Source organism: Streptomyces sp. NPDC002054 (assembly GCF_040296685.1).
GTDB lineage: Bacteria > Actinomycetota > Actinomycetes > Streptomycetales > Streptomycetaceae > Streptomyces.
Genome location: NZ_JBEOXT010000032.1, coordinates 42,996 through 67,878, shown reverse-complemented (window position 1 = coordinate 67,878; position 24,883 = coordinate 42,996). Strand labels below are relative to the sequence as shown.

24 protein-coding genes and 1 tRNA gene are annotated in these 24,883 nt (G+C 70.9%); 10 read left to right on the top strand and 15 right to left on the bottom strand.

Features of this window, described 5'->3' with window-relative positions; all coding sequences use genetic code 11:
• Position 1: 1 nt before the first annotated feature.
• From ABT123_RS26935 to ABT123_RS26925, 3 genes are read right to left on the bottom strand one after another with little or no spacing between them, the layout of a single operon-like run.
• Positions 2 to 472: a GNAT family N-acetyltransferase gene (locus ABT123_RS26935; protein WP_351319225.1), complete on the bottom strand. Its 471-nt coding sequence runs from the start codon at positions 470 to 472 to the stop codon at positions 2 to 4.
• On the bottom strand, positions 469 to 1,386 hold the full coding sequence (locus tag ABT123_RS26930) for an aminoglycoside phosphotransferase family protein (RefSeq protein WP_351319223.1): 918 nt from the start codon (positions 1,384 to 1,386) through the stop codon (positions 469 to 471). The genes ABT123_RS26935 and ABT123_RS26930 overlap by 4 nt, the downstream gene beginning before the upstream one ends.
• A 9-nt stretch (positions 1,387 to 1,395) precedes the next feature.
• Positions 1,396 to 2,094, bottom strand: coding sequence for a DsbA family protein (locus tag ABT123_RS26925; RefSeq protein WP_351319221.1), 699 nt, complete (start codon positions 2,092 to 2,094; stop codon positions 1,396 to 1,398).
• Positions 2,095 to 2,285: 191 nt separating this feature from the next.
• On the opposite strand from ABT123_RS26925, the gene ABT123_RS26920 reads away from it, so the two are divergent.
• Positions 2,286 to 3,683, top strand: coding sequence for an NAD(P)/FAD-dependent oxidoreductase (locus ABT123_RS26920; RefSeq protein WP_351319219.1), 1,398 nt, complete (start codon positions 2,286 to 2,288; stop codon positions 3,681 to 3,683).
• A gap of 42 nt (positions 3,684 to 3,725) precedes the next feature.
• Here the strand turns inward: ABT123_RS26920 and ABT123_RS26915 are convergent, their stop codons facing one another.
• Together ABT123_RS26915 and ABT123_RS26910 are read right to left on the bottom strand one after the other, a co-directional pair.
• The gene (locus tag ABT123_RS26915; RefSeq protein WP_351319217.1) at positions 3,726 to 4,586 is read right to left on the bottom strand and encodes an NAD(P)H-binding protein; all 861 of its coding nucleotides are present in this window, start codon (positions 4,584 to 4,586) and stop codon (positions 3,726 to 3,728) included.
• On the bottom strand, positions 4,583 to 5,212 hold the full coding sequence (locus tag ABT123_RS26910) for a ScbR family autoregulator-binding transcription factor (RefSeq protein WP_351319215.1): 630 nt from the start codon (positions 5,210 to 5,212) through the stop codon (positions 4,583 to 4,585). The genes ABT123_RS26915 and ABT123_RS26910 overlap by 4 nt, the downstream gene beginning before the upstream one ends.
• 127 nt (positions 5,213 to 5,339) lie before the next feature.
• Between ABT123_RS26910 and ABT123_RS26905 the strand changes: the two genes are divergently transcribed.
• A complete protein-coding gene (locus tag ABT123_RS26905; protein ID WP_351319213.1) occupies positions 5,340 to 6,251 on the top strand; it encodes a ScbA/BarX family gamma-butyrolactone biosynthesis protein in 912 nt (303 codons plus the stop codon).
• Between the two features lie 10 nt (positions 6,252 to 6,261).
• On the opposite strand, the gene ABT123_RS26900 is transcribed toward ABT123_RS26905, so the two are convergent.
• Positions 6,262 to 7,719, bottom strand: coding sequence for a multicopper oxidase family protein (locus tag ABT123_RS26900; RefSeq protein WP_351319211.1), 1,458 nt, complete (start codon positions 7,717 to 7,719; stop codon positions 6,262 to 6,264).
• Between the two features lie 225 nt (positions 7,720 to 7,944).
• Positions 7,945 to 8,017: transfer RNA gene (locus ABT123_RS26895), tRNA-Thr, on the bottom strand.
• A gap of 163 nt (positions 8,018 to 8,180) precedes the next feature.
• On the opposite strand from ABT123_RS26895, the gene ABT123_RS26890 reads away from it, so the two are divergent.
• From ABT123_RS26890 to ABT123_RS26870, 5 genes are all read left to right on the top strand, one after another.
• Positions 8,181 to 9,560 carry an RNA-guided endonuclease InsQ/TnpB family protein gene (locus ABT123_RS26890; protein ID WP_351319209.1) on the top strand — a complete coding sequence of 460 codons (1,380 nt, stop codon included), beginning with the start codon at positions 8,181 to 8,183 and terminating at the stop codon, positions 9,558 to 9,560.
• Between the two features lie 327 nt (positions 9,561 to 9,887).
• Positions 9,888 to 10,976, top strand: coding sequence for an ABC transporter ATP-binding protein (locus ABT123_RS26885; RefSeq protein WP_351319207.1), 1,089 nt, complete (start codon positions 9,888 to 9,890; stop codon positions 10,974 to 10,976).
• Between the two features lie 78 nt (positions 10,977 to 11,054).
• Entirely contained in the window at positions 11,055 to 12,557 is a 1,503-nt protein-coding gene (locus ABT123_RS26880) for a hypothetical protein (protein ID WP_351319205.1), read from the top strand.
• Between the two features lie 38 nt (positions 12,558 to 12,595).
• Positions 12,596 to 13,012: a hypothetical protein gene (locus ABT123_RS26875; RefSeq protein ID WP_351319203.1), complete on the top strand. Its 417-nt coding sequence runs from the start codon at positions 12,596 to 12,598 to the stop codon at positions 13,010 to 13,012.
• Positions 13,013 to 13,069: 57 nt separating this feature from the next.
• Complete coding sequence (locus ABT123_RS26870; RefSeq protein ID WP_351319201.1) at positions 13,070 to 13,897, top strand: nucleotidyltransferase family protein; 828 nt, start codon at positions 13,070 to 13,072, stop codon at positions 13,895 to 13,897.
• A 106-nt stretch (positions 13,898 to 14,003) separates the two neighbouring features.
• Here ABT123_RS26870 and ABT123_RS26865 read toward each other — a convergent pair whose 3' ends face one another.
• From ABT123_RS26865 to ABT123_RS26840, 6 genes are all read right to left on the bottom strand, one after another.
• Entirely contained in the window at positions 14,004 to 15,632 is a 1,629-nt protein-coding gene (locus ABT123_RS26865; protein WP_351319199.1) for a DoxX family protein, read from the bottom strand.
• Positions 15,633 to 15,779: 147 nt separating this feature from the next.
• Positions 15,780 to 16,736, bottom strand: coding sequence for a 23S rRNA (guanosine(2251)-2'-O)-methyltransferase RlmB (rlmB, locus tag ABT123_RS26860; RefSeq protein WP_351319197.1), 957 nt, complete (start codon positions 16,734 to 16,736; stop codon positions 15,780 to 15,782).
• A 98-nt stretch (positions 16,737 to 16,834) separates the two neighbouring features.
• A complete protein-coding gene (cysS, locus tag ABT123_RS26855; protein ID WP_351319195.1) occupies positions 16,835 to 18,235 on the bottom strand; it encodes a cysteine--tRNA ligase in 1,401 nt (466 codons plus the stop codon).
• 97 nt (positions 18,236 to 18,332) lie between these two features.
• Positions 18,333 to 18,830, bottom strand: coding sequence for a 2-C-methyl-D-erythritol 2,4-cyclodiphosphate synthase (gene ispF, locus ABT123_RS26850; RefSeq protein ID WP_351319193.1), 498 nt, complete (start codon positions 18,828 to 18,830; stop codon positions 18,333 to 18,335).
• Positions 18,820 to 19,587, bottom strand: coding sequence for a 2-C-methyl-D-erythritol 4-phosphate cytidylyltransferase (ispD, locus tag ABT123_RS26845; protein ID WP_351319191.1), 768 nt, complete (start codon positions 19,585 to 19,587; stop codon positions 18,820 to 18,822). Before ispD ends, ispF begins: the two co-directional genes overlap by 11 nt.
• Positions 19,588 to 19,897: 310 nt before the next feature.
• On the bottom strand, positions 19,898 to 20,380 hold the full coding sequence (locus tag ABT123_RS26840) for a CarD family transcriptional regulator (RefSeq protein WP_003953493.1): 483 nt from the start codon (positions 20,378 to 20,380) through the stop codon (positions 19,898 to 19,900).
• A gap of 571 nt (positions 20,381 to 20,951) precedes the next feature.
• On the opposite strand from ABT123_RS26840, the gene ABT123_RS26835 reads away from it, so the two are divergent.
• Positions 20,952 to 21,677 (top strand): DUF461 domain-containing protein, encoded by a 726-nt coding sequence (locus ABT123_RS26835; RefSeq protein ID WP_351319189.1) that lies wholly within the window; start codon positions 20,952 to 20,954, stop codon positions 21,675 to 21,677.
• Positions 21,678 to 21,741: 64 nt separating this feature from the next.
• Here ABT123_RS26835 and phoP read toward each other — a convergent pair whose 3' ends face one another.
• Positions 21,742 to 22,413, bottom strand: coding sequence for a two-component system response regulator PhoP (gene phoP / locus ABT123_RS26830; RefSeq protein ID WP_502971061.1), 672 nt, complete (start codon positions 22,411 to 22,413; stop codon positions 21,742 to 21,744).
• Between the two features lie 5 nt (positions 22,414 to 22,418).
• On the bottom strand, positions 22,419 to 23,636 hold the full coding sequence (gene phoR, locus ABT123_RS26825) for a two-component system sensor histidine kinase PhoR (RefSeq protein ID WP_351319187.1): 1,218 nt from the start codon (positions 23,634 to 23,636) through the stop codon (positions 22,419 to 22,421).
• 209 nt (positions 23,637 to 23,845) lie between these two features.
• Here phoR and phoU point away from each other — a divergent pair, with 209 nt between their 5' ends.
• On the top strand, positions 23,846 to 24,523 hold the full coding sequence (gene phoU, locus ABT123_RS26820) for a phosphate signaling complex protein PhoU (protein ID WP_351319185.1): 678 nt from the start codon (positions 23,846 to 23,848) through the stop codon (positions 24,521 to 24,523).
• 163 nt (positions 24,524 to 24,686) lie between these two features.
• Positions 24,687 to 24,836, top strand: coding sequence for a hypothetical protein (locus tag ABT123_RS26815; RefSeq protein ID WP_351319183.1), 150 nt, complete (start codon positions 24,687 to 24,689; stop codon positions 24,834 to 24,836).
• Positions 24,837 to 24,883 lie beyond the last annotated feature (47 nt).

Here is a 24,883-nt window from a genome sequence, read left to right as displayed (position 1 = left end):
CTTAGGACCCCAGCTCCGCCAGCCCGGCATCCGTCAGCCGGTACATCGTCCACTCGTCCTTCGCCCGGGCACCCAGCGACTCGTAGAAGCCGATCGTCGGCTCGTTCCAGTTCAGCACCGACCACTCCAGCCGCTCGTACCCTCGCTCCACACAGGTCCGCGCCAGTTCGGCGAGCAGCGCCCTGCCGTGACCGCCACCGCGCGCCTCCGGCCGGACGTACAGGTCCTCCAGGTAGATGCCGTGGACCCCGCGCCAGGTGGAGAACGTCAGGAACCACAGGGCGAAGCCCACGATCTCGCCCGACTCGTCCTCCGCGACATGCGCGAACACCGCCGGCTGCGCCCCGAACAGGGCCGTACGCAGCTGCTCCTCGTCGGACCGGACCTCGTGCAGTGCCTTCTCGTACTCCGCGAGCTCACGGATCAGGCCGTGGAGGGCGGGAACGTCGGCGACCGTGGCGTTTCGAATCATGACGGCAGCCTAAGACTCAACAGCAGCTCGGCCACCGCGAGTTGCTCCCCGTCCAGTTCGTACGCGCCGTCGGCGACCGTGGCGTCCGCGATGTCCCAGAGGCAGTTCTGCAGCACCCGGCCGAGCGTCCACCCCCGGGCCCGCTCCCGGTCCAGCCCCAGCACCTCGGTCAGCAGGTCGAAGCGCCACCGCACCTCGTCGTGGTCGAACCGGTTCCGGATGGCCGGCATCAGATCGAAGCCCGGATCGCCGGCCAGCGGCTTCGGATCGATCGCCAGCCACGGCTCCCGCCCGCCGGCCAACACATTGTCGAAGTGCAGGTCCCAGTGCAGCAGCCGGTCCCCCGGCTCGCCCGCCACCTCCCGCAGAGCAGCCGCACAGTCGAGCAGCAGCTCCCGCTCCCGTCCGTCGGGCAGCTTCCCCACCGCCTCCGGTACGGCGGCCAGCAGGCCCGCGGCCATATCGCCCAGCCCCCGCATCCCGGGCGGCGCCGGCACCGCCGTCAGCCGGGCCAGCAGCTCCGCGATCACCTGCACCGCCCGCCGCGGGTCCGCCGCGGCGACCGCCGAAAGGTGCCTGCGCTCGTCCAGCCGCTCCAGCAGCAGCGTCCCGGTCGCCTCGTCGTGCTCCAGCAGCCGTACGCAGCCCTGCCCGCCCCAGGCGCGCAGCGCGGCCGGCTCCCCCGCCGTCTCCTCGTCCACCGGCTGCAGTTTCAGCGCGGCCGGGGTGCCGTCGGCCCGGTCCACGGGCAGCACCAGCGCGGCCACCCCGTGCATCGCCGGCCCGGACGGGCGCAACTCCCACCGCTCCAGGAACTCCGCCGCCCGCCCGGGCAGCGCCTCGATGAAGGCCCGCCCCTCCGCACCGTTGAACAGCAGCTGCGCCTCGACGAAGGCACCCGGAATCTCGACCATGACCCGAGGCTAGGCGACGCCCACGCCCTTGAGCGTCTCGGCGAAGCCCTCCGCCTCGAACATCGAGCCGTCCCGCGCCCCCGTCGGCCGGCCGTCCACCAGCACCAGCGGGGTGCCCTGCGCGCCGGTCTCCTCGAAGCCCTGCTCGGCCTCCGTCACCCACTCCCGGTACGTCTGGTCCGCGACCGCCTTGTCGAAGGCCGTCCCGCGCAGCCCCGGCACCCGGTCGGCAACGGCCAGCAGGTGCCCGTCGGTGAACTTCCCCCTGGGCTGACTGGCGAACACGGCCGCGTGGTACTCGGCGAACCTGCCCTGGTCCACCGAGGCGCGCAGCGCATTGACCGCCTTCGCGGAACCGCTCGCCCCGCCCTGGTCCAGGAAGGAGGCCAGCAGGTACTCGATCTTCACCTTGCCCGCGCCGGCCAGCTTCAGCAGCGCCTCGCCGCCGGTCGCCTCGAACTGCGCACAGGCGGCGCACCGCGGGTCGACCAGCACCTGCGCGGTGTGCGGCGCGTCCGGCTGCCCGACCACGACCTTCGCCCCGTCCACCCGCGCCGGAAGCTTCGCCAGCTCCGCGGCGATCGGGCTGGTCCGTACGGTGTCCGGACCCGCCTCGGCCCGGTCGCCGCTGCCGCCGCCTCCGGCGCAGCCGGCCACCGCCCCGCCCAGCAGCGCCGCCGCCACGACCGCCGCCACCACGCGCCCCACGCGCCCCGCGCGTCCCGCGCGCCCTGTCCTCCGTACGCCCACCATCAACCCGAATCCTCCCGGACAACATGAAAAGCAGACAAACCTGCCCGGGTCAGGCTAATCGATCACCCCCACCCCCCACCTCGGCCATCCGGCCGATACGCCCACACCCTGGACACACGTACGGAACGCGGTGTACCAACTCCCCCATGACGAGCACGACGATCAACGGCGGCATCTCCTTCTGGTACGCAGCCGACGGCACCCCGCCGCCCCGCGCACCCCTCACCGCCGACGCGACCGCCGACGTCGTCATCGTCGGCGGCGGCTACACCGGCCTCTGGACCGCCTACTACCTCAAGCAGGCCGCCCCCTTCCTCCGCATCACCGTCCTCGAACAGAAGTTCTGCGGGTACGGGGCCTCCGGCCGCAACGGCGGCTGGCTCTACAACGGCATCGCCGGCCGCGACCGCTACGCCCGGCTCCACGGCCAGGACGCCGCCCAGCGCCTCCAGCAGGCCATGAACGACACCGTCACCGAGGTCATCGACACCGCCGCCAAAGAAGGCATCGACGCCGACATCCACCACGGCGGCGTCCTCGAAGTCGCCCGCACCCCCGCCCAGCTCACCCGCCTCAAAGCCTTCCACGAGGCCGAAACCGCCTTCGGTGAAACCGACCGCATCCTGCTCGACGCCACCGACACCCGCGCCCGCATCAACATCGCCGACGCCGTCGGCTCCTCCTGGAGCCCCCACGGCGCCCGCATCCACCCCGCAAAACTCGTCACCGGCCTCGCCGACGCCTGCACCCGCCTCGGCGTCACCATCCACGAGTCCACCCCGGTCACCGAGATCGCCCCGAAACGCGCCGTCACGCCCTACGGCACCGTCCGCGCCCCCTACATCCTGCGCTGCACCGAAGGATTCACCGCCGCCCTCAAAGGCCAGAAGCGCGCCTGGCTCCCCATGAACTCCTCGATGATCGTCACCGCCCCCCTCCCCCCGGAGACCTGGCAGCAACTCGGCTGGACCGACCGCGCCACCCTCGGCGACATGGCACACGCCTACATGTACGCCCAGCGCACCGCCGACGACCGCATCGCCCTCGGCGGCCGAGGCATCCCCTACCGCTTCGGCAGCCGCACCGACAACGACGGCCGCACCCAGCCCGCCACCATCGACGCCCTCACCGCACTCCTCACCGACTTCTTCCCCCAGCTCACCGGCGTCGACATCACCCACGCCTGGTCAGGCGTCCTCGGCGTGCCCCGCGACTGGTGCGCCACCGTCACCCTCGACCGCGCCACCGGCCTCGGCTGGGCCGGCGGATACGTCGGCTCCGGCGTCGCCACCGCCAACCTCGCCGCCCGCACCCTCCGCGACCTCGTCCAACAGGACTCCGGCCAAGCCGGCCCCACCGAACTCACCGGCCTCCCCTGGGTCAACCACCGCGTCCGCCGCTGGGAACCGGAACCCTTCCGCTGGCTCGGAGTCCACGCCCTCTACGCCGCCTACCGCGAAGCCGACCGGCGCGAGGCAGCCACCCACACCCCCGACACCACCCCGCTCGCCCGCCTCGCCGACCGCATCTCCGGCCGCCACTGAAACACCAGCCAGCAGCAGCCACCCGACAACAGCCGGCAGCAGCTACTCGAAACTCCCCCGGTACCGCTCCGCCCACGCCCGGAACGTGCCCGGCGCCCGCCCCGTCACCTCCACCACCGTCGGATGCACCAACGCCGCCGCCCCGTCCGCCCGCCGCCGAGCCGCCGCCAGCAACGCCTCCGCCACCGGCTCCGGCAACTTCCGCCGCCACCCCGCCAGCGCCTGCTCCTCCGACAGCTCCTCGAACCGCAACGGACGCCCCAGCACCTCCGCCAGCTCCACCGTCTGCTGCCGCGCCGACAACGCCACCGGACCCGTCAACCCGTACGTCTTCCCCGCATGCGCCACCGGATCCCGCAACGCAGCCACCGCCACCTCCGCCACATCCCGCGGATCCACCACAGCCGACGCCGCATCCCCGCCCAGCGCCCGCACCACACCCTCCGCACGGACACCCGCCGCCCAGCCCAGCGCATTCGACATCGGAGTCCGCAGCCGCAACACCGTCCACGACAACCCCGACCCGCGCAACCGCTCCTCACACTCCCGGTTCCAGGACGCCACCAGATCCTCCGCACCCGGATCGGCCACCCCCAGCCAGGACACCTTCACCACATGCCCCACCCCCGCCGCCCGCGCCGCGGCCAGAATGTTCTCGTCATCCGCCGGCCGCAGCGGATTGTTCGTCACCGCGAACACCGCCTCCGCACCCTCGAACGCGGCCCGCAACCCCTCCGGCTCCCGGTAATCCCCCACCACCACCCGGCCCGGCAACCCCAACGCCGCCGCCCGCCCGGCATCCCGTACGAACACCCGCCCGGCCGCCCCCAGCCGCCGCGCCACATACCGGCCCACCGCACCCGTGGCCCCCGTCACCACGACCGGTCTCAAAGGGCGGTTCACAGCCGACGCCCCCGCTCCTCCCCGAACTGCAACGCCTCGATCGCCCGCGGCACCGCCACCGCCGGCAACACCAACCGCCACGTCTCCTCCACCCGCTGCGGCAGATCCTCCCGACCCGTCTCCATATGCGAATGCATCTGCGCACCCGTACACGCATTGACGATCAGCCGCGCCAGCGCCTCCACATCCACCGACCTGCGCAGCTCACGCCGCTTCACCGCCAACCGGAAATCGTTCGTCAGCAGATCCGTCCACTGCCGATGCGAGTTCTCCTCCCGCGCAATGAAATGGTCCTGCTCCATCACCAACCGCGCCCCGGCAAACAGCAACGCATCCGTCAAAAGCTGATAAGCCCACGTCAGCGTCACATCCACCGCATGCTGCAACCCCTCCGAAGGCAACGGCGGACTCACCAGATCCGGCTGCGACCGCACGATCTCCCGCGCCAACGCCTCCTTGGACGGGAAGTGGAAATACATCGCCCCCAACGTCATCCCGGCCCGCTCGGCAATCCTCGTCACGCTCGCGCCGGCGAAACCCTGCTCACCGAAGACCTCCGCACCCGCCTGGATGAGCGCCGCCCTCGTCCGCAAAGCGCGGTCCTGCTTGACGGTCCGCTGCACCATCCCGGTCCACACTCTTTCGTCGTTCGACAGGAAAAAAAATATTGCCTATGTTCTCTTAACAGATCTCCGAACCCGATCGTGCCCGATCCGGAACCGGAGACGCGCCGCCGGGGGGAAGCCGAACGCCATGACCAGCACCACCGCAACCCTGACCGACCCCAAGCAGTATGTCGGTAAGAAGCACCAGGACGAGGCCCTCGTCATCGGCTGGCAGCACCACACCGCCACCACACAGACCGTGACGGTCGAATGGCCCGCCCACCACGCCTTCTACACCCCGGCCCCCGGCGCCCACAGCCCCCTGCTGCTCACCGAGAGCATCCGCCAGGCCCTCGCGCTCGTCTGCCACACCTCATACGACATACCCGTCGGCCACCGCATGGGCTGGGAACACATCCGCTTCCACGCCAACCCCGCCGCCCTGCGCACCACCGGCGCCCCGGTCCGGGCCGACCTCCGCGTCACCCACTCCGCCGTCACCCGCCGCCGCCTGGGCTCGGCCCGCCTGACCGCCCACGTCATCGCCACCGTGGGCAACACGTACGCCGGCTCCGCCGAAATCCACTACAGCGCGCACCCGGCCGCGATCTACGACCGCCTCCGCGGCAGATACGCCGACGCCGCCCTGGCCTTCGCCCAGGCCCCCGCCCCCGCCGAGCCCGTCCCCGCACACCGGGTCGGCCGCAGCGAGGCCCGCGACGTCACCCTCACCCCCACCGACACCCCGAACCACTTCGGGCTCCGCGTGGACACCAGCCACCCGGTCCTCTTCGACCACCCCCACGACCACATACCGGGCATGGTCCTCCTCGAAGCCGCCGGCCAGGCCGTCCTCGCCACCGCCACCCGCCCCGTCACCCTCACCGGCTTCGAAACGGACTTCCACCACTACGTCGAATTCGACGCACCCTGCACCCTCACCACCGCACCCGCCCCGCCGGGCCTGGACCGCCGCCCCCGCACCCTGGTCACGGCACACCAGAACAACCGGGAGGTCTTCACCTCCCTGATCGCCACGGCCCAGGCAGCCGCCCGCTGACGGACGCCCGCTAACGGACGATGTCGAGGTTGGCCATCATCCCCATCGCCGAGTGGTCGATCAGATGGCAGTGGTAGTAGTACCGCCCGGCGTACGGCGTCTTGAACGACACCAGGATCCGCACCGTCTGACCGGGCATCACCCGCACCGTGTCCTTCAGCCCCGCCTCGCCCGCCACCGGCGGCACACCATTGATGTCCAGCACCCGGAAGTCCACCAGGTGGATGTGGAAGTTGTGCGGAACCTGCGCATCCAGGTTCTTGATCTCCCAGATCTCCGTGTCACCCCACCGCACCGTGGTGTCGACCCGGTTCTCGTCCCACACCTTCCCGTTCATATAGCCCGTACCGGCCGCGTCCATCTTCATCTCGAAGGTCCGCGTGTTCACCGGCTCCTCGGTCACCGGCAGCTGCGCCAGCCGCGCCGGGACGAAGCTGAAGTCCGGCGCCTTGCGGCCCACGTCGAACCGCATGATCTCCTTCGTCGACGGAGAGGCGAGCAGCGTGTTCTCCAGCACCACACTGGTGCCCGCCGCATAGCGGGAGAAGTCGACGATGATGTCCGCCCGCTCGCCCGGTGACAGCGGCAGCCGCGTCGTCGTGTACGGAGCGGACAACAGCCCCCGGTCGGAGGCAATCTGCACGAACTCCCCGCCGTCCGACAGCTTCAGATCGAACGGCCGCAGGTTCGACCCGTTGATCACCCGCAGCCGGTACTTGCGGGCGGCCACCTTGAAGTACGGCTGGGGCTTGCCGTTCACCAGGATCTGCTTGCGGGTGAAGAAGTCATGGCTGAAGAACAGACTGCCGTCCTCGTTGAGCGCGATGTCCCGGATCACGATCGGCACGTCGTACGCGCCCCTCGGCAGCGGCAGCGACTCCTCGTTGGCATCCGTCAGCTGGTAGACCCCGGCCATGCCCCGGTAGACGTGCTCGGCCTCCTTGTGGTGGGCGTGGTCGTGGTACCAGAGCGTCGCCGCCACCTGCGGGTTGAGATAGGTGTACTTGCGATCGGCACCCGTCGCGATCAGGTCCATCGGCCCGCCGTCGTTCTCCGGGTCCGTCACCGCACCGTGCAGGTGCATGGACGTCCCGCCCGCGGTGTGGTTGCGCTGGCTGACGACCGTACGGCGGCGGGAACGGGCCTTGATGGTCGGCCCGGGGAACGTACCGCCGTAGGTCAGCACCGGGGTGGAGAGACCGGGCAGGATCTCCACCGACGCCTCCTTGACCGGCAGGCTGTAGTAGTCCGTGGTGCCGCTCATCCACTGGGGCCGCAGCACCGGCGGAACCGGCATCGCCACCTGGAACGGCGCGGCCACGGGCGCCAGCCCGACCGCCGCCGCCGCGGGCACCGCGGCACCACCGTCATCGGCCACCGAGGTCCGGTGGACGAGCAGGCCGCTGACGGTGAGCGCGCCTCCGGTGGCCACTGCGAGCTTGAGCAGCTCACGCCTCGAGGTGGACATGCCGGTCTCCTTCGCGGAAGGGGGTGGAGGCGATTCACGCTAGGCCCCGCACCGACAGACCGGTGTCCGGTAATTGACAAGAACTGTCAGATCCCCGCCAAGGACTCCCCCCTTCCGCCGGAGCCCCACCACCACCAGCCCACGAAAAAGAGGCCCCGGATGACGATCCGGAGCCTTCGATTCCGTACGAATTCCCTCGGCCTGCACTGCGCTGACCTGGGACGGAGCCGCCTGTCGGAATCGAACCGACGACCTTCCCATTACAAGTGGGGCGCTCTACCAACTGAGCTAAGGCGGCCTGAAACCCGCCCGTGAACCCTCACGCGCGGAGCCGCCATCACTCTACACAGCGGCCGATTCCCGAGGCCATCACGTTCCGCCGAGGACCGTAACCGTTCATCCGCCTGTTCGTTGAACGGACTGATGTGCCGTTCTGAAGATCGGATCGGAGGGGAGGGGTGATGGAGCGCGTCACTGGCGAGGAAGCCAAGCGGATCAAGCGCGAGGCGCTCGGGGTGGGCGAGCGCGTCAAACACCATGCCCGCACGGCGACCCCGCTCAAGGGCCTGATCAGGACAGCAGGGGCTCAGCAGCGGGTCTACCGCTTCCGCTTCTATCCGACCCCCGACCAGGAGGCTCAGCTCCTCCAGACATTCGGGGCCTGCCGCTGGGTCTACAACGAAGGCCTCGCCCTCCGGGTGAAGGCCTGGGAGCAGCACCGGGTGTCGTTGGGCTTCGCCGAGACCTGCCGGGCGCTGACCGGGTGGAAGCAGGTGAAGAAGACGGCGTGGTTGCGGGAGGTGTCGGCGCCGGTGTTGCAGCAGTCGCTGCGGCATCTGGACGCGGCATTCTCCCGGTTCTTCAGGGGGTCGGCCAAGTATCCGAAGCCGAAGACGAAGCGCCGTTCGCGGGATGCGGCGACGTACGTGCGGACGGCATTCCGATGGGTTGAGGATCCGGAGCGGCCTGGGACGGCGAGTGTGTCGTTGGCGAAGCAGTCGGCTCCGCTGGATGTGCGGTGGTCGCGGGCGCTGCCGCCGGGCGAGCTGACGGTGAAGCTCACGGTGATGCGGGACCGGGCGGGGCGTTTCTTCCTGTCGGTGCTGGTGGAGGAGCGGGTGGCTGCGCTCCCGGAGGCATTCGTCGCGGGAACGCGGGCGCCGAAGGCGGTGGGCCTGGATCTCGGTCTGGCGTCGTTGGTGACGCTGGACGACGGGGAGAAGCTGGCTCATCCCCGGTTGTTGAAGAAGTACGAGAAGAAGTTGGCCGGGCTGCAGCGGGAGCTGCATCGGAAGCGGAGGGGTTCGAAGAACCGGGAGAAGGTGCGGGAGAAGATCGCCCGGCTGTATGCGTCGATCGGTGATGTCCGGCGGGATCTGCTGGATCAGTTCACGACCCGCCTCGTGCGCGAGAACCAAGTGCTCGTGGTGGAGGATCTGTCGATCGCCGGTCTGATGCGGCCGGCCGTGGGCAAGGGCCGGCGGCGTAAGGCGCGGCTGAACGAGGCGATCCGAGATGCCGGGTGGGGTGAGCTGCTGAAGCAGCTGCACTACAAGTGCGCGTGGTACGGCCGGACGCTGGTGATCGTGGACAAGTTCTTCCCGTCGACCCGGCTCTGCTCCGCGTGCCGTACTAAGGGCCCTCGCCTCGACGTCTCCGTTCGGGAGTGGACCTGCGCCGAGTGCGGTGTCGTACACGATCGCGATGAGAATGCGGCGGTGAACCTGCGGGACGAGGGGATGCGCCTGTACTGGCTGACGGCGATGAGGACGCCGCCGGGCCAGGCGCCGCCGAGTGTGATCAGGGCTTCGGAGCTGGCGGATCATTCACTGGCTGCCTAGCCGTGAGCAGTACGGACCGACGGGCCGTCGGCCGCAATGCCTGTGGAGCTCATGTCAGACCGTCCGGATGCGTCCTTCAAGGGGCGCGCCCGGTCGGCAGTGGGCGACGAAGCAGGAAGCCAGGTCAAAAGGCCACCGCTCTGCCTGGCGTGGTCAAAAGTTCGGTGCTCTGCCTGCCGGACGGCAGAAATCTCTCACCTCCGGGTGCTGACAGAAGCGCTGCCTGCGGGTAGCGTCGGGCGGAAGTCCGTTCTGTGGACTAGACCAACACTCTCCTTCCAATCGGATCGTCCGGCACGTTCCTGCCGGTAGAAGGGATTCATCACCATGGCTTCTGTCACCTTCGACAAGGCGACCCGCCTCTACCCGGGCGGCGACAAGCCCGCCGTCGACCAGCTCGACCTGCAGATCGAGGACGGCGAGTTCCTCGTCCTCGTCGGTCCCTCCGGCTGTGGCAAGTCCACCTCGCTGCGGATGCTCGCCGGGCTCGAGGACGTCAATGGCGGGTCCATCCGGATCGGTGACCGTGACGTCACGCACCTGCCGCCCAAGGACCGGGACATCGCGATGGTGTTCCAGAACTACGCGCTGTACCCGCACATGACCGTCGCCGACAACATGGGCTTCGCGCTCAAGATCGCCGGTGTGGACAAGGCCACCATCCGCCGGAAGGTGGAGGACGCGGCCAAGATGCTGGACCTCACCCAGTACCTGGACCGGAAGCCGAAGGCGCTCTCCGGTGGTCAGCGTCAGCGCGTGGCGATGGGGCGGGCGATCGTCCGCAAGCCGCAGGTATTCCTCATGGACGAGCCGCTGTCGAACCTCGACGCCAAGCTCCGGGTGTCCACCCGTACCCAGATCGCGGCCCTGCAGCGGGACCTCGCCATCACCACCGTGTACGTCACCCACGACCAGGTCGAGGCCATGACCATGGGCGACCGGGTGGCCGTGCTGAAGGACGGTCTGCTGCAGCAGGTCGACACCCCGCGCAATATGTACGACCGGCCGGCGAACCTGTTCGTCGCCGGGTTCATCGGCTCGCCCGCCATGAACCTGGTCGAGGTTCCGATCACCGACGGCGGCGTGAAGTTCGGCGACAGCGTGGTGCCGGTGTCCCGTGAGGCGCTGTCGGCGGCTGCCGATGCCGGCGACCGTACGGTGACCGTGGGCGTCCGCCCCGAGCACTTCGACATCGCCGACGAGGGCGGGCTGAGCATCACCGTCAACGTCGTCGAGGAGCTGGGTGCCGACGGTTACGTGTACGGCACCGCGCACGTCGGCGAGAAGTCCCAGGACCTGGTGGTCCGGGTGCACGGCCGGCAGGTTCCGGAGAAGGGTTCGACCCTGCACGTGGTGCCGCGCGGCGGGGAGATCCACGTGTTCTCCACCTCCAGCGGTGAGCGCCTCTCCGGCTGATCTTCACTGTCACCGGGGCGGTCCGCCGTACGGACCGTCCCGGTGGCCGCCCCCGCGTGCCGACCGCAGCGTGGGGGCATGGCCTTCGCCCTGCGCGGTCTGCGCGGCCCCGCCGTCGTCGCCCTCGCGTACACGCTGGTCCAGCTGGCCGTCGTCGTTCCCGGCACCGGTCTCGGCTGGGACGAGACCGTGTACGTCAGCCAGGTCAGCCCGCATGCCCCGGCTGCCTTTTTCAGTGCGCCCCGGGCGCGGGGGATCACCTACCTGGTCGCGCCGGCCGTCCTGCTGAGTTCCGATCCGGCTGTCCTGCGCGGCTATCTGGCGGTGCTGTCCGGGGCGGGCCTCTTTCTGTCGCTGGCCGTCTGGCGCCCGCTGCTGCCCGCGCGGGTGCTGACGGTGGCCGGTGCGCTGTTCGCCGGGTTGTGGGTGACGGTGCTGTACGGGCCGCAGGCGATGCCGAATCTGTGGGTGGCGTACGGGGTGCTGATCGCGGTCGGCTGTTTCCTGCGGGCTGCGGCGACGGGCTCGCGGGGGGCGCTTGCCGGGCTGGCCGCTGCGGTCTGCGGGGTGGCTTTGATGCGGCCTCCGGATGCCCTGTGGCTGGTGTTCGCGCTGGGGGTCTCGGCGCTCGTGGTGCGCCGCTGGCGGCAGCCGGCGCTGCTGGTTGCGCTCGCCGCGGGTGCGTTGCTGGGGGCCGCCGAGTGGTTGGTGGAGGCTCAGCTGCGGTACGGGGGTGTGGTTCCGCGGCTGCGTCGGGCCAGTGAGATCCAGGGGGACCTGGGCTGGTATCCGGGGGCGCTGCTGGACCAGTTGCATGCGCTGGACGGTCGTACGCTGTGCCGCCCGTGCGGGCCGGAGTGGCGGTGGCCGGCGACCGGGTTCTGGTGGTTCCTGGTGCCGCTCGCCGTGGCGGCCGGCCTGGCGGTGGCCGTCCGCCGGGCGGCCCCGGCGGCCCGGGAGGCGCTGGTGCTGGCCGCGGTCACGGGTGGGGTGCTCGCCGTGCCGTATCTCTTCCTGATCGGTTACGCGGCGCCGCGGTTCCTGCTGCCCGCGTACGTTCTGCTGGCGCTGCCCGCGGCTGCCGGGGTGGCGGCGCTGGCGGCCCGCGGCCCGGTGCTGCTCGGTGCGTTGGCGTGCGTGGCGTTGGGTCATCTCGCCGTGCAGTACTCCGTGCTGGATGCGGCGGTGGACCGCAGCCGGGCCACCCGTGCGGCGTTTACGCGGGTGGCGGACCGGTTGCGTGCGGAGGGGGTCCGTCCGCCGTGTGTGATCAGCGGGCATGAGGCGGTCCGGGTCGCGTACCGGTTGGGGTGTTCCTCGCGGCAGGTGGGCGGGCATGATCACAGCCTGACGGGGCGGGCGCTGCGTGCGGCGGCGCGGCAGCGGCCGGTGGCGGTGCTGGTGGCGGAGGGCCATCCGGTGCCGGCGTATGCGCGCGACTGGCGGCGGCTGCCGCTGGACCCGTTGCCGGGGCTGGGGGCGTATCGGGCGCATGTCGCGCCGATGCCGCCCTTTTCGAGCACCGGCGTCAACACGACATTCGAAAGGCCGCCTCGAACCGTCCCTCGAGTGGGTGACTAAATGTCGCCAAATCTTCACCGAGCGCTACTCTCGCCCTCGTGACCCACACTGCCCGCCGTATCGGCCGTTCCCTCGCCCTTGTCCTGCCCGTCGTCCTGGTCCTGTCCGGGACCCTCGCGGTCACCATGGTTCCCTGGGCGGACGACAGCCCTTCCCAGATCCTGACCGCCTCCTCCGCCGAGCAGGTGTCCGTCCCCAAGAAGCAGCTCGCTGCGCAGGACGTCCTGCGCGACAAGCTCCTCGGTGAGCTTCAGCAGGGGCAGACCCCGGGTGTCGTCCTGACGCACCTCCAGCAGGAGGTGAACAAGCGCCCCTCGCTGGCTGTGCACTGTGTCGGGATCGCCGAGGCGCTGGGCCGTGCTGCCGTCCGCGCCTACGGTCCGACGAAGGCGCAGTCGTTCGCCCGTCCCGTCTGCGACACCTCGTACGCGACGGGCGTGGCCTCCGTCGGCTAGGTCCCTTTCTTCCGGGGCGGCTGCCCCGAGACGGTCTCGCCTGCATAGGCTGCCGTCATGACGGAACCTTCCGACGCCCCGCAGGACGGCCTGCAGAACGCCTCGCAGGGCGCCCCACAGGGCGCCCCGAGCGCTCGTGCCACCTCCACCGACTCCGCAGCCGTGTACCCGGCCACGCCCACCCAGGCTGTCGTCCTGGCGGGCGGCCAGGGTTCGCGGCTGCGTCCGTACACGGACGACCGGCCCAAGCCCATGGTGGAGATCCCGGGGACGGGTGTCCCGATCATCGGGCACCAGCTGGCCTGGCTGGCTTCGGAAGGGGTCACCGATGCGGTGGTGTCCTGCGGTCATCTCGCGGAGGTGCTGCAGGACTGGCTGGAGCATGCGGATCTGCCGCTGCGGGTGACGACGGTGGTGGAGAAGGAGCCCTTGGGCCGGGGTGGCGGGCTGAAGTTCGCGGCGGCCCATCTGCCGCACCCGGACCGTGCCTGGTACGCCACCAACGGGGATGTCTGGACGCGTTTCTCGCTGCGCGAGATGGCCGCCTTCCACGAGGAGCGGGCCGCGACGGCGACGCTGGCGCTGGCGCGTCCGCGGATCCCGTGGGGCGTGGTGGAGACGAACGAGTTCGGGCAGATCCTGGACTTCATCGAGGCGCCGCCGTCGCCTTATCTGATCAACGCCGGGGTGTATGTGTTCTCCGGTGAATTCGCCGCTCTGCTGCCGGACTTGGGTGATCACGAGCGGACCACGTTCCCGCATCTGGCGCGCGAGCGCCGGCTGGCGGGCTTCCCGCTGCCCCAGGGGGCCTACTGGCGGGCGATCGACACCGCGAAGGACCTGACCGAGGCCGCGAAGGAGTTGGCGGCGCAGAACGCCCGCTGAGGCCTTCCGGCCTGGCTTGGACAGGGACGGGAATGGGCCGGGGCCCGGTGCGCTGGTCGCGCACCGGGCCCCGGCCCGTTCCCGTCCGTCCGTGCGGGTGGGGGGGTCAGCCGCCGAGCAGGCCGCCCACCAGCCCCGGCTTCCGCGACGGGGACTCGGAGTCCCCGCCACCGCCACGGCTGCCGCTGCTGCCGCCGCTGCCCGAGGAAGAGGAAGAGGGCGGCTGCTGCGGGGCCGACTGGCGGGGGCTCTGGCCGCGCGGGGTCTGCTTGCCGGTGGTGCCGCGGGTCGCGGTCGGCGATTCGGAGCCCGAGCCGGAGCCGCTGCCGGAGCCGCTGCCGGTCCCGGCGGTGGCCCGGGAGGTTGCCTCCGGGGTCGTACGGGAGGACTTGGCGGGCTGGGAGGGCTTGGCCGAGGGGGTGGTGGCCTGCCGGGGGGCCTGCTGTGCGGGGCTGCCGGTGCGGCTGGGCTCCTGCGGGAGCGGGGTGCCGGGCAGGTAGTTGGTGGGGGCTTCGCCGGGTCCGGGCACGGTGACCACGGTGCTGGAGCGGACGGCTCCGCCGAGCAGCGAGCCGATGAGCAGGGTGAGGCCGACGACGATGGTGGCCATGACGGTTCCGCGTCGCAGGACCCGGCGCCGCAGCTGCCAGATCTCGGAGCGCGGGCCGAGGGTGCGCCAGGCCTCGCCGGCGAGGCGGGCGTCGAGGGAGTAGACCGGGGCGCCGGCGATGATCAGCGGGCTCCAGGCGGCGAGGTAGATGATGTCGGGGGCGTCGTAGGCGGGGACGGTCTTCCAGCTGACGGTCATCAGCAGGGCGGCCGACAGGAGTGCGCCGAAGCAGGCCGCGAACCGCTGCCAGAGTCCGAACACGGTCAGGACGCCGACGATGACCTGGAGGAAGGCGACGCTCAGGCCGGCGCCGACGGGGTGGGCGAGGGCGAAGTCCCGCAGGGGTTCGGCGAGGGCCCAGGGGTGCAGGGTGTGCAGCCAGGTGACCATGGAGCCGCGTTCGCCGCCGTCGAAGTAGACGGGGTCGCAGAGCTTGCCCATGCCGGCGTAGATGGAGATGAAGCCGAGGAAGACGCGCAGCGGGAGCAGCACGACGCCGAGGTTCACCCGGCGGTCGGGGTAGTAGGAGGCGTGGCCGGGGCGGGCCTCGGCGCGGTCCCGCCGGATTTCGGTGACCGGCTCGTCGGGGCCGTCCGGCGCGTACGGCCCGTACTGCCCGGGCTGTCCCGGCTGCCCGGGGCGGTGCGACAGCGGGTGTACGGCGGCCATGGGGCGGGTCAGGTCGGCGTCGGCGTGGCTGCGCTGGCCGATGACGGTCGGGGTGAGGAGGGTGTCCTCGGCGAGGTCCTGGGCCAGGTCGATGCGGGGGATGACCTGGGTGGCTCCGCCGTCGAAGGCCTCGTAACCGCGGCCTGCTTCGCGGACGGCCTGGAGGAGGCCGCCGGTGGCGGCTGCGGCGTCGCCGCCGGGACCGGACTTGCCGCTCCAGACGACGGGGGCGCGGCGGCGTGTTGCTCCGGCGGCGGCCACGGCGGCGCCGCTGAGGGCGGGGACGCGGCCCGGACCGCCGGGGGCGGACGCGGGCTTGGGACGCGCGCTCGGGCTCGGTGCGAGCCGCACGCGGAAGCTGGCGTGGTTGACGATGACCTGTGCGGGGTCGCACGGCACCTTGACCATGCTCAGCGCGGGCTGGTCGTCGAACGGCGTTCTTGTGTCCACACTCATCTAACCGAGTGATCATTGTTTAGGACACTGCCTTGACAGCAGGGAACTGTCCGAGACCCGTCAAGCGGCGTTTTCCGGCCACCTCGCCCGGGTGGTGGGCGGGGTGGCCGGGGCCGGCCGGGGTGGCCTGGGTGGCCGGGCCGGGCGTCAGGCGCGGCGGCGGGCCGCCTCGTAGAGGACCACTCCGGCTGCGACACCGGCGTTCAGCGACTCGGCGCCGCCCGGCATCGGGATGCGGACCAGGAAGTCGCAGGTCTCGCCGACCAGGCGGCCCAGGCCCTTGCCCTCGGAGCCGACCACGATGACGACCGGGCCGCCGAGCGCCTCCAGGTCCTGGACCTCGTGCGTGCCTTCGGCGGCGAGGCCGACGACGGTGATGCCGGCCTTCTTGTAGTCCTGGAGGGCGCGGGTCAGGTTGGTGACGCGGGCGACCGGGGTGCGGGCGGCGGTGCCGGCCGAGGTCTTCCAGGCGCCGGCCGTCATTCCGGCGGCGCGGCGCTCGGGGATGACCACGCCGTGGCCGCCGAAGGCGGAGACGGAGCGGACGATGGCGCCCAGGTTGCGCGGGTCGGTGACCCCGTCGAGGGCGACGATCAGCGGGTCCTGGCCGCCGTCGTAGGCCTCGGCGGTGAGGTCCTCGGGGTGCGCGTACTCGTACGGCGGGACCTGGAGGACGAGGCCCTGGTGGTTGAGGCCGTTCGTCATCCGGTCGAGCTCGGGGCGCGGGGCCTCCATCAGGTTGATGTTGCCGCGCTCGGCCGCGAGCTGGAGGGCCTCGCGGACCCGCTCGTCGTTGTCGATGAACTGCTGGACGTAGAGGGTGGTGGCGGGCACGCCGTCGCGGAGGGCCTCGAAGACCGGGTTGCGGCCGACCACCATCTCGCTGGTGCCCTTGGGGCCGCCGCGGCGGGGGGCGGGGCGGCGCTTGGCGGCCTGCCGGGCCATGGCGTTGGAGACGCGGAAGGCCTTGTGGCCCTTGCGGTCCTCGGCCTTGGGGGTGGGGCCCTTGCCCTCCAGGCCCTTGCGCCGCTGGCCACCGCTACCGACCGTGGCGCCCTTCTTGTTGGACGTGCGGCGGTTCCTGCGCTGGCTGTTCCCGGCCATGACCTCTACCTGTTTTCGTTGGTGCTGCGATATGTACGTATGAAGAGTGTGCCGCCCGGAGCGCCGGGCGGCCACCAAGCTCGGCTGCCTGGGCGGGCTCAGCGGGGGCCGAGCGTCCAGCGGGGTCCGGTGGGGCTGTCCTCGATGGCCAGCCCGGACTGCTGCAGCCGGTCGCGGATCGCGTCGGCGGTGGCCCAGTCCTTGCGGGCGCGGGCGGACTCGCGCTGTTCCAGGACGAGCCGGACGAGGGCGTCGACCGCGCCGTGCAGGTCCTCGCCGCGGTCGGTCTCGCCGGCCCAGTGCGGGTCGAGCGGGTCCAGGCCGAGGACGCCGAGCATGGCGCGGACCTCGGACAGCCGGGCGATGGCCGCGTCCTTGTCGTCGGCGGCCAGGGCGCTGTTGCCCTGCCGGACCGTGGTGTGGACGATCGCGAGGGCCTGGGGAACGCCCAGGTCGTCGTCCATCGCCTCGGCGAAGGCGGGCGGGACCTCGGCGGCGGGTTCGACGGTCTTGCCGGCCATCTCGGTGACGCGCTCGGCGAAGCCCTCGATGCGGGCGAAGGCGGACTCGGCCTCGCGCAGGGCTTCCTCGCTGTACTCGATCATCGACCGGTAGTGCGGGGTGCCGAGGTAGTAGCGGAGGACGATCGGACGCCAGCTCTTGACCATCTCGGCGACCAGCACCGAGTTGCCGAGGGACTTGGACATCTTCTCGCCGGACATGGTGACCCAGGCGTTGTGCACCCAGTAGGAGGCGAACTCGTCGCCGAAGGCCTTGGCCTGGGCGATCTCGTTCTCGTGGTGCGGGAAGATCAGGTCCAGGCCGCCGCCGTGGATGTCGAAGGCGCTGCCGAGGTACTTGTGGGCCATGGCGGAGCACTCCAGGTGCCAGCCGGGGCGGCCACGGCCCCAGGGGGTCTCCCAGTCGGGCTCGCCCGGCTTGGAGGCCTTCCACATGGCGAAGTCGCGGGGGTCGCGCTTGCCGGTGATGCCCTCTTCCTTGGGCTGCTGGAGGTTGTCCAGTTCCTGGTTGGAGAGCTTGAGGTAGTCGGGGTACGAGCGGACGTCGAAGTAGACGCTGCCGTCCGCCTCGTACGCATGGCCGCGCTCGATGAGGCCGCGCATCATCTCGACCATCTCGGTGATGTGGCCGGTGGCGCGGGGCTCGTAGGTGGGCGGGAGGCAGCCGAGCGCGTCGTAGCCGGAGTTGAAGGCGCGCTCGTTCTCGTATCCGATGGACCACCACGGCCGGTTCTGCTGGGCCGACTTCCAGATGATCTTGTCGTCGATGTCGGTGACGTTCCGGATGAAGGTGACGTCGAAGCCGCGGTACGTGAACCAGCGGCGCAGGATGTCGAAGTTCAGGCCGGAGCGGATGTGCCCGATGTGCGGAGCCGCCTGCACGGTGGCGCCACAGAGGTAGATCGAGACACAGCCCGGCACGAGCGGGGTGAAATCGCGGATCTGCCGGGCGCTGGTGTCGTACAGGCGAATAGTCACGGCATCAAGGGTAGTGCTCCCGGGGCAGTGCCCTGCGACTCCTGTGGATACCCGTATGCAGGACGCAGACAGGACGCAGGCAGGGCACTGCCGGGGCTCAGGCGGTGCCGGTCCGGTAGACCAGGGCGGTGGCGATGGCGGCGAGGCCCTCGGCGCGGCCGGTGAGGCCGAGGCCGTCGGTGGTGGTGCCGGAGACGGAGACCGGGGCGCCGACCGCCGCGGACAGGGCCTTCTGCGCCTCGTCGCGCCGCTTGCCGATCTTCGGGCGTACGCCGATGACCTGCACGGACACATTGCCGATGGCGAAGCCTTCGGCGCGGACGATCCGGGCGGCCTCGGCCAGCAGCGTGACGCCGGAGGCGCCGGACCACTCGGGGCGGGAGGTGCCGAAGTGCGCACCGAGGTCGCCGACGCCGGCGGCGGAGAACAGGGCGTCGCAGGCGGCGTGGGCGGCGACGTCACCGTCGGAGTGCCCGGCCAGGCCGTGCGTCTCCCCTTCCCACAGGAGGCCGGCGCACCACAGTTCGCGGCCCTCCTCGAAGGCGTGCACATCGGTGCCGATGCCGACGAGGGGCATGACGGGCTCAGTACGCATCGGTGGCCCTCCTGCGGGCGAGTACGGCCTCGGCGAGGACCAGGTCGAGCGGGCGGGTGACCTTGAAGGCCTCTTCGTGGCCGGGGACCAGCACGACGGGGACGCCGAGCTTTTCCACCATTCCGGCGTCGTCGGTGGCGCCCTCGCCGTTGACGGCGATGGTGTCGTGGGCCTTGACCAGGGTGGCCCGGTCGAAGCCCTGCGGGGTCTGTACGGCGCGCAGCCGGGCCCGCTCGGGGGTGGCGACGACCGGTTCGGGGGCGCCGGGCGGGCCGGGCTCGACCTCCTTGACGGTGTCGGAGAGCGGCATGGCGGGCACCACGGCGGGGGCGCCGTCCCGGATGGCCTCGACGACGGCGTCCACCGTGTCCACCGGGACCAGGGGGCGGGCCGCGTCGTGGATGAGGACGGCGGTGATGTCCGCGGGGAGGGCGTCCAGGCCGGCCCGGACGGATTCCTGGCGGGTGTCCCCGCCGGGCACGACCAGGATGTCGGTGCGGTCGGGCAGTGCGTGCTCGTCGAGCAGGTTCCTGACCTCGGCGGCGCCGTCGGGCGGCGCGACGACCACCACGAGGGAGACCGCGCGGGAGCGGGCCATCGCGCGGACGGCGTGGATCAGCATCGGGGTGCCGCCGAGCGAGCGCAGGGCTTTGGGGGCGCCCGGGCCCAGCCGGACGCCGCGGCCCGCGGCGGGGATCACGGCAGCGGTGCGCTGCGTGGGGCTTTCGGGTCGCGCGGGGCGCGGTTCGTCGTACATCTACTAGCTCCGGTCGGCTCCGGGACTCGGCCAGGTTTGTGACTTCGGCCGACATGGGTATGGCCTGAAGCGTGCCGGGTGCGATGCCCTCGCCCCTTCCGTGACGACCGGTCGAGCCGGCTGCCCGGACCCGGCACGCCAAAGGCATGGGCACAAGTGAAACGCTTGAAGATCAAGTGAAACGCTTAGCAAGTGAAACGCTTGAAGAGCCAGACATGCCGCAGCGCCCGGCAACAGGCCTCTCAGAAAAACTGAGAGGCACGGTCATCGGGCACCGCGGCACACTGTGTGAGACGGTCCGTCTCTCGCGTCAGGACGCGAGGACCTCGTCGAGGAGGGCCTCGGCCTTGTCCTCGTTGGTGTTCTCAGCGAGCGCGAGCTCGCTCACCAGGATCTGCCGTGCCTTCGCGAGCATGCGCTTCTCACCCGCGGACAGTCCGCGCTCGCGCTCACGACGCCACAGGTCACGCACCACTTCGGCGACCTTGATGACATCGCCAGAAGCGAGCTTCTCCAGATTTGCCTTGTAGCGACGGGACCAGTTCGTCGGCTCTTCGGCGTACGGTGCACGAAGCACCTCGAAGACCCGGTCCAGCCCGTCCTGCCCGACCACATCGCGAACGCCGACGAACTCCGCATTGTCCGCAGGCACACGAACCGTCAGGTCGCCCTGGGCGACCTTGAGCACCAAGTAGGTCTTGTCCACGCCTTTGATCTGGCGAGTTTCGATGGCCTCGATCAGCGCGGCCCCGTGATGGGGATAGACCACGGTGTCGCCAACCTTGAACGTCATGTGACAGGTACCCCTTCCGTGGCTATCCAGGGTAACACGAGAACGGACTGTTATGAATGGCGTTTTCGCAGGTCAGGGCCTATCTCGGGGCTTGACAACAGCGGCGGGGACGTGCTGCGAAGGGCTTGCGGAAGGGGGTATTCGCAGGTCGGAGCCGCTGTGGGGACGGGCCGAAACGACCACGTTACACCTGGGGGGTGACCTGCACGACGTGATGTACGTCCCGATTTGCCGGGTTCGAACTCGTGAAACCGAACTACTCCGTTCGATGCGCCGCGCGCTCGCCGAGCGGGTTCCGGCCCAATCCGGAATTGATCACGGCGGAATCCCGGAAATTGATCACGACCGTTATCCGGGTGCGCGAACGGCACCGTTTGAACAGGCCGCCTGAACACGCCGCGGAATACAAGATCGCGGGTGGCCCGCCGGGCGGGCCGGTGCGCGCCCGGAGGGTCGGGTGCGGGGGCGGAGCGGGGGCTCGGTAACCTAAGCGCGCTGACACACCCTTAGGGCGGCTTTACCTCCGCCGCCCGCCGCCCTCCGTCCGTACGTCCAAGGAGTTGCCGCAGCCGTGAGCCGCAGCCTTCGACGCGGCGTTCTCGCCGCCGCCGCCATCGCTCTCTCGATCGGATCGCTCGCCGCCTGCGCCGCGGGCAACGACGCGCAGACGCTCCAGATCAAGCCGGACAACGCGGAGACCACCAAGGGCCCCATCCAGGTCCAGAACGCCCTGGTGCTCACCCAGGCCGGGAAGACCGAGAAGGACGCGAAGGGTCCCGCCGTGGTCTCGGCGACGATCTTCAACAACGGCACCACGGCGCAGACCCTCGACGGCATCACCCTCCCGGGTGGCACCGGCACGGTTGTGGTGAAGCCCGCCACCGGCGCCGGCAAGCTCACCATCCCGGGCGGCGGCTCCGTCGTCATCGGCGGCAAGGGCAATGCCAGTGCGGTCATCGAGGGCGGCAGCGAGGCCATCAAGAACGGCGACGCGCAGGCGGTCGTCTTCAAGCTGAGCGAGACCGGGGACGTCGCGCTGCGGGCCTTCGTCATGCCGGCCGAGGGCTACTTCGAGAGCTACGGCCCGTCCGAGGCTCCGGGCGCCGCCGGCTCCAAGCCGTCGGTCGCCCCGTCGGGCACCCCGTCCGGCACGCCGTCGGGCGCCGCGACCGGCAACCCGGGCGCCAAGCCGTCCGGCAGCCCGTCCGGAACCCCGTCGGGTGCGGCGTCCGGCGCCGCCACGACCACCCCGTCGGGCTCGCCGTCCGGCTCCCCGTCGCACAGCGCCGGTCACTGAACAGCCGACAGGGCCCCCGTCCGCAGTGCGGACGGGGGCCCTGTCGTATACGGCCGCTGCCGGCTTACGGCTCGAACTTGTAGCCGAGGCCGCGGACCGTCACCAGGAAGCGCGGGGCACCCGGGTCCGGCTCGATTTTGGCGCGCAGGCGCTTCACGTGGACGTCCAGGGTCTTGGTGTCGCCGACGTAGTCCGCGCCCCAGACCCGGTCGATCAGCTGCATCCGGGTGAGCACCCGGCCCGCGTTGCGGAGCAGCATCTCCAGCAGGTCGAACTCCTTGAGCGGCAGGTCGACCTTGGCGCCGGCGACCGTGACCACGTGCCGGTCGACGTCCATCCGGACCGGGCCGGCCTCGAGCGCGGCCGGGGTGACCTCCTCCGGCTCGCCGCGGCGGCGCAGCACCGCGCGGATGCGGGCGACCAGCTCCCGCGAGGAGAAGGGCTTGGTGACGTAGTCGTCGGCTCCTATTTCCAGCCCGACGACCTTGTCGATCTCGCTGTCCTTGGCGGTCACCATGATCACAGGCACATTGGACCGGCCGCGGAGCTGCCGGCAGACCTCCGTACCGGGCAGGCCGGGCAGCATCAGGTCGAGCAGGACGAGGTCGGCGCCGTTGCGCTCGAACTCATCCAGCCCGTCGGGCCCGGTCGCGGCGATCGCGACCTCGAAGCCCTCCTTGCGGAGCATGTAGGACAAAGCGTCGCTGAAGGATTCCTCATCCTCTACGACGAGCACTCGGGTCACGGAAGGACCTCCGGGGCAGGGGTGGTGGCTGGTACTCGGTCGGGCACGGTCGTCCGGCTGGTGGCGGCCTCCGGAAGTCTCAGGGTGAAGGTGGAGCCCTGGCCCTCTGAGCTCCACACGGTGACCTCCCCGCCATGCGAGGCGGCCACGTGTTTGACGATGGCGAGGCCGAGGCCGGTCCCGCCGGTGGCACGGGAGCGGGCCGGGTCGACCCGGTAGAACCGCTCGAAGATCCGCTCGCGGTCTTTCTCCGGAATGCCGATGCCTTGGTCGGTCACGGCGATCTCGATGAAGTCCCCGCCGGGTGCGGCGACCCGGCGGCCGGCTATGCCGACCCGGGTGCGGGCCGGACTGTAGTTGACGGCGTTCTCCACCAGGTTGCCCAGGGCCGCCGCCAGCTGGCCCCGGTTCCCCCATACTCGCAGGTCGGCGGTGCCTCCTGCGGCCATGGTGATCTGCTTGCTGGACGCCGTGTGACGGCAGCGGTCGACGGCCTCGGCCACCAGCGTGTCCACCCGGACGGGCTCGGCGTCCTCCAGCGGGTCGTCGTTCTGCACCCGGGAGAGGTCGATGAGCTCCTGCACGAGATTGGTCAGCCGGGTGGCCTCGATCTGCATACGGCCGGCGAAGCGGGTGACCGCCTCGGGGTCGTCGGAGGCGTCCATGACCGCTTCCGAGAGCAGGGAGAGCGCGCCCGTGGGCGTCTTCAGCTCATGGGACACGTTCGCCACGAAGTCCCGCCGGACCGCCTCGATCCGCCGGGCCTCGGTCAGGTCCTCGACGAGCAGCAGGACCAGCCGGGAGCCGAGCGGGGCGACCCGCGCCGAGACCGCGAGGGCCTCACCGCGGCCGGTGCCGCGCCGCGGCAGGTCCAGCTCGACCTGTCGTATCTCCCCGTCCCGCCGGGTGTCGCGGGCCATGTGCAGCATCGGCTCCACGGCCAGCTTCCCGCCGCGGACCAGCCCCAGGGCGTACGCCGCCGAGCTGGCCTTGACCACCGCATCCCCCTCGTCGAGGACGACGGCCGAGGAGCGGAGCACCGAGAGGACTGTGTCCACACCGGGCGGCAGCACCGCATTGATGTCCGGGCGCATGGAGCTCCGGGTGGGGCGGGCCTGGTCGCGCTCGCTCCAGCGGAACGCCAGCATGGCGATCACACCGGTGCACAGACCGGCGATCGCTGCAGCTGCGGCGACCGCCGCGTTCACGTCCATGCATCCAGGTTAAGCAGGCACGACGACAGTTCCACAGCCGTTCGGGTGGCACCTCGAACAGTCGTCGCCCAGAGTTCACCGTGGCGACGGGGTTGATTCATTTGTGGTGCCGGAGTCCGACGCGTACGCATCGCACCGTGAGAGCGTGGGGGCCGGAATCGAACGGATCCCCCGGCTCCCCCGGCAGAACGTTGAGAGAGGGAACACCCATGCGGGACGCGTACCACGAGGAACTGGACTCGATCGGGGAGGGCCTGGTCGAGATGGCCCGGCTGGTCGGTTCCGCGATCGGGCGGGCGACCACTGCCATGCTCGACGCCGACCTGAAGCTGGCCGAGACCGTCATCGCCTCCGACCAGAAGGTCGACGACCTCCAGCACGACCTGGAAGCCCGGGCCATCGCCCTGCTGGCCCGGCAGCAGCCGGTCGCCACGGACCTCCGGATCGTCGTCACCTCCCTGCGGATGAGCGCGGACCTGGAGCGCTCCGGCGACCTGGCGCAGCACGTGGCCAAGCTGGCGCGGCTGCGCTTCCCGGACACCGCCGTCCCGCGGGACCTGCACGCCACCATCCTGGAGATGGGCCAGCTCGCGCAGCGCCTGATGGCGAAGGCCGCCGAGGTGATCATCACCAAGGACGTGGACCTCGCGCTCCAGCTCGAGACGGACGACGACGAGATGGACCAGCTGCACCGCACGCTGTTCCAGCACCTGATGGACGACCGCTGGAAGCACGGCATCGAGACGGCCGTGGACGTGACCCTGCTGGGCCGCTACTACGAGCGGTTCGCCGACCACGCGGTGTCGGTGGCCAAGCGCGTGGTCTACCTGGTGACCGGCGAGCACGCGGACGAGCTCCAGCCTCCGACGGTGGTCGAGGGCGTCTGAGGCTGCTCTGGGGCGGCTCCGGGACGGCATTGAACCGGGCTTCTGCCCCAATGCGCCGTTGACGCGCCGCCCGCGCCGGGCATGAATGAGGCGAAAGGCAGTACGACCGAGCACGACCCGAGTGCGGCCCGAGCCGTACGACGTACGCCTGCGAGGAGGAACCATGCCCGATTCCCCCGTCCCCATCACCCCGGAGCAGGAGCAGCCACAGCAGACCGAGGTGCTGCGCCTCCCTCTGCTGGCCGCCTGCGGCTGTGGCTCCGGCTGCGGCTGCGGCTGCCAGGCCGGCGCCCCGTGCCAGTGCGGCGGCTGAGCGCCACCGTTTCCGTCGAAGGGCCCCGTCCACTCCCGGCCGGGGCC

What these genes read in the sequence shown, in the direction of transcription:
- ABT123_RS26935 (WP_351319225.1), bottom strand. Translation starts at nt 472, where the DNA reads ATGATTCGAAACGCCACGGTCGCCGACGTTCCCGCCCTCCACGGCCTG.
- ABT123_RS26930 (WP_351319223.1), bottom strand. Translation starts at nt 1,386, where the DNA reads ATGGTCGAGATTCCGGGTGCCTTCGTCGAGGCGCAGCTGCTGTTCAAC.
- ABT123_RS26920 (WP_351319219.1), top strand. Translation starts at nt 2,286, where the DNA reads ATGACGAGCACGACGATCAACGGCGGCATCTCCTTCTGGTACGCAGCC.
- ABT123_RS26910 (WP_351319215.1), bottom strand. Translation starts at nt 5,212, where the DNA reads ATGGTGCAGCGGACCGTCAAGCAGGACCGCGCTTTGCGGACGAGGGCG.
- ABT123_RS26905 (WP_351319213.1), top strand. Translation starts at nt 5,340, where the DNA reads ATGACCAGCACCACCGCAACCCTGACCGACCCCAAGCAGTATGTCGGT.
- ABT123_RS26900 (WP_351319211.1), bottom strand. Translation starts at nt 7,719, where the DNA reads ATGTCCACCTCGAGGCGTGAGCTGCTCAAGCTCGCAGTGGCCACCGGA.
- ABT123_RS26890 (WP_351319209.1), top strand. Translation starts at nt 8,181, where the DNA reads ATGGAGCGCGTCACTGGCGAGGAAGCCAAGCGGATCAAGCGCGAGGCG.
- ABT123_RS26885 (WP_351319207.1), top strand. Translation starts at nt 9,888, where the DNA reads ATGGCTTCTGTCACCTTCGACAAGGCGACCCGCCTCTACCCGGGCGGC.
- ABT123_RS26880 (WP_351319205.1), top strand. Translation starts at nt 11,055, where the DNA reads ATGGCCTTCGCCCTGCGCGGTCTGCGCGGCCCCGCCGTCGTCGCCCTC.
- ABT123_RS26870 (WP_351319201.1), top strand. Translation starts at nt 13,070, where the DNA reads ATGACGGAACCTTCCGACGCCCCGCAGGACGGCCTGCAGAACGCCTCG.
- ABT123_RS26865 (WP_351319199.1), bottom strand. Translation starts at nt 15,632, where the DNA reads ATGAGTGTGGACACAAGAACGCCGTTCGACGACCAGCCCGCGCTGAGC.
- rlmB (WP_351319197.1), bottom strand. Translation starts at nt 16,736, where the DNA reads ATGGCCGGGAACAGCCAGCGCAGGAACCGCCGCACGTCCAACAAGAAG.
- ispF (WP_351319193.1), bottom strand. Translation starts at nt 18,830, where the DNA reads ATGCGTACTGAGCCCGTCATGCCCCTCGTCGGCATCGGCACCGATGTG.
- ispD (WP_351319191.1), bottom strand. Translation starts at nt 19,587, where the DNA reads ATGTACGACGAACCGCGCCCCGCGCGACCCGAAAGCCCCACGCAGCGC.
- ABT123_RS26840 (WP_003953493.1), bottom strand. Translation starts at nt 20,380, where the DNA reads ATGACGTTCAAGGTTGGCGACACCGTGGTCTATCCCCATCACGGGGCC.
- phoR (WP_351319187.1), bottom strand. Translation starts at nt 23,636, where the DNA reads ATGGACGTGAACGCGGCGGTCGCCGCAGCTGCAGCGATCGCCGGTCTG.
- phoU (WP_351319185.1), top strand. Translation starts at nt 23,846, where the DNA reads ATGCGGGACGCGTACCACGAGGAACTGGACTCGATCGGGGAGGGCCTG.
- ABT123_RS26815 (WP_351319183.1), top strand. Translation starts at nt 24,687, where the DNA reads ATGCCCGATTCCCCCGTCCCCATCACCCCGGAGCAGGAGCAGCCACAG.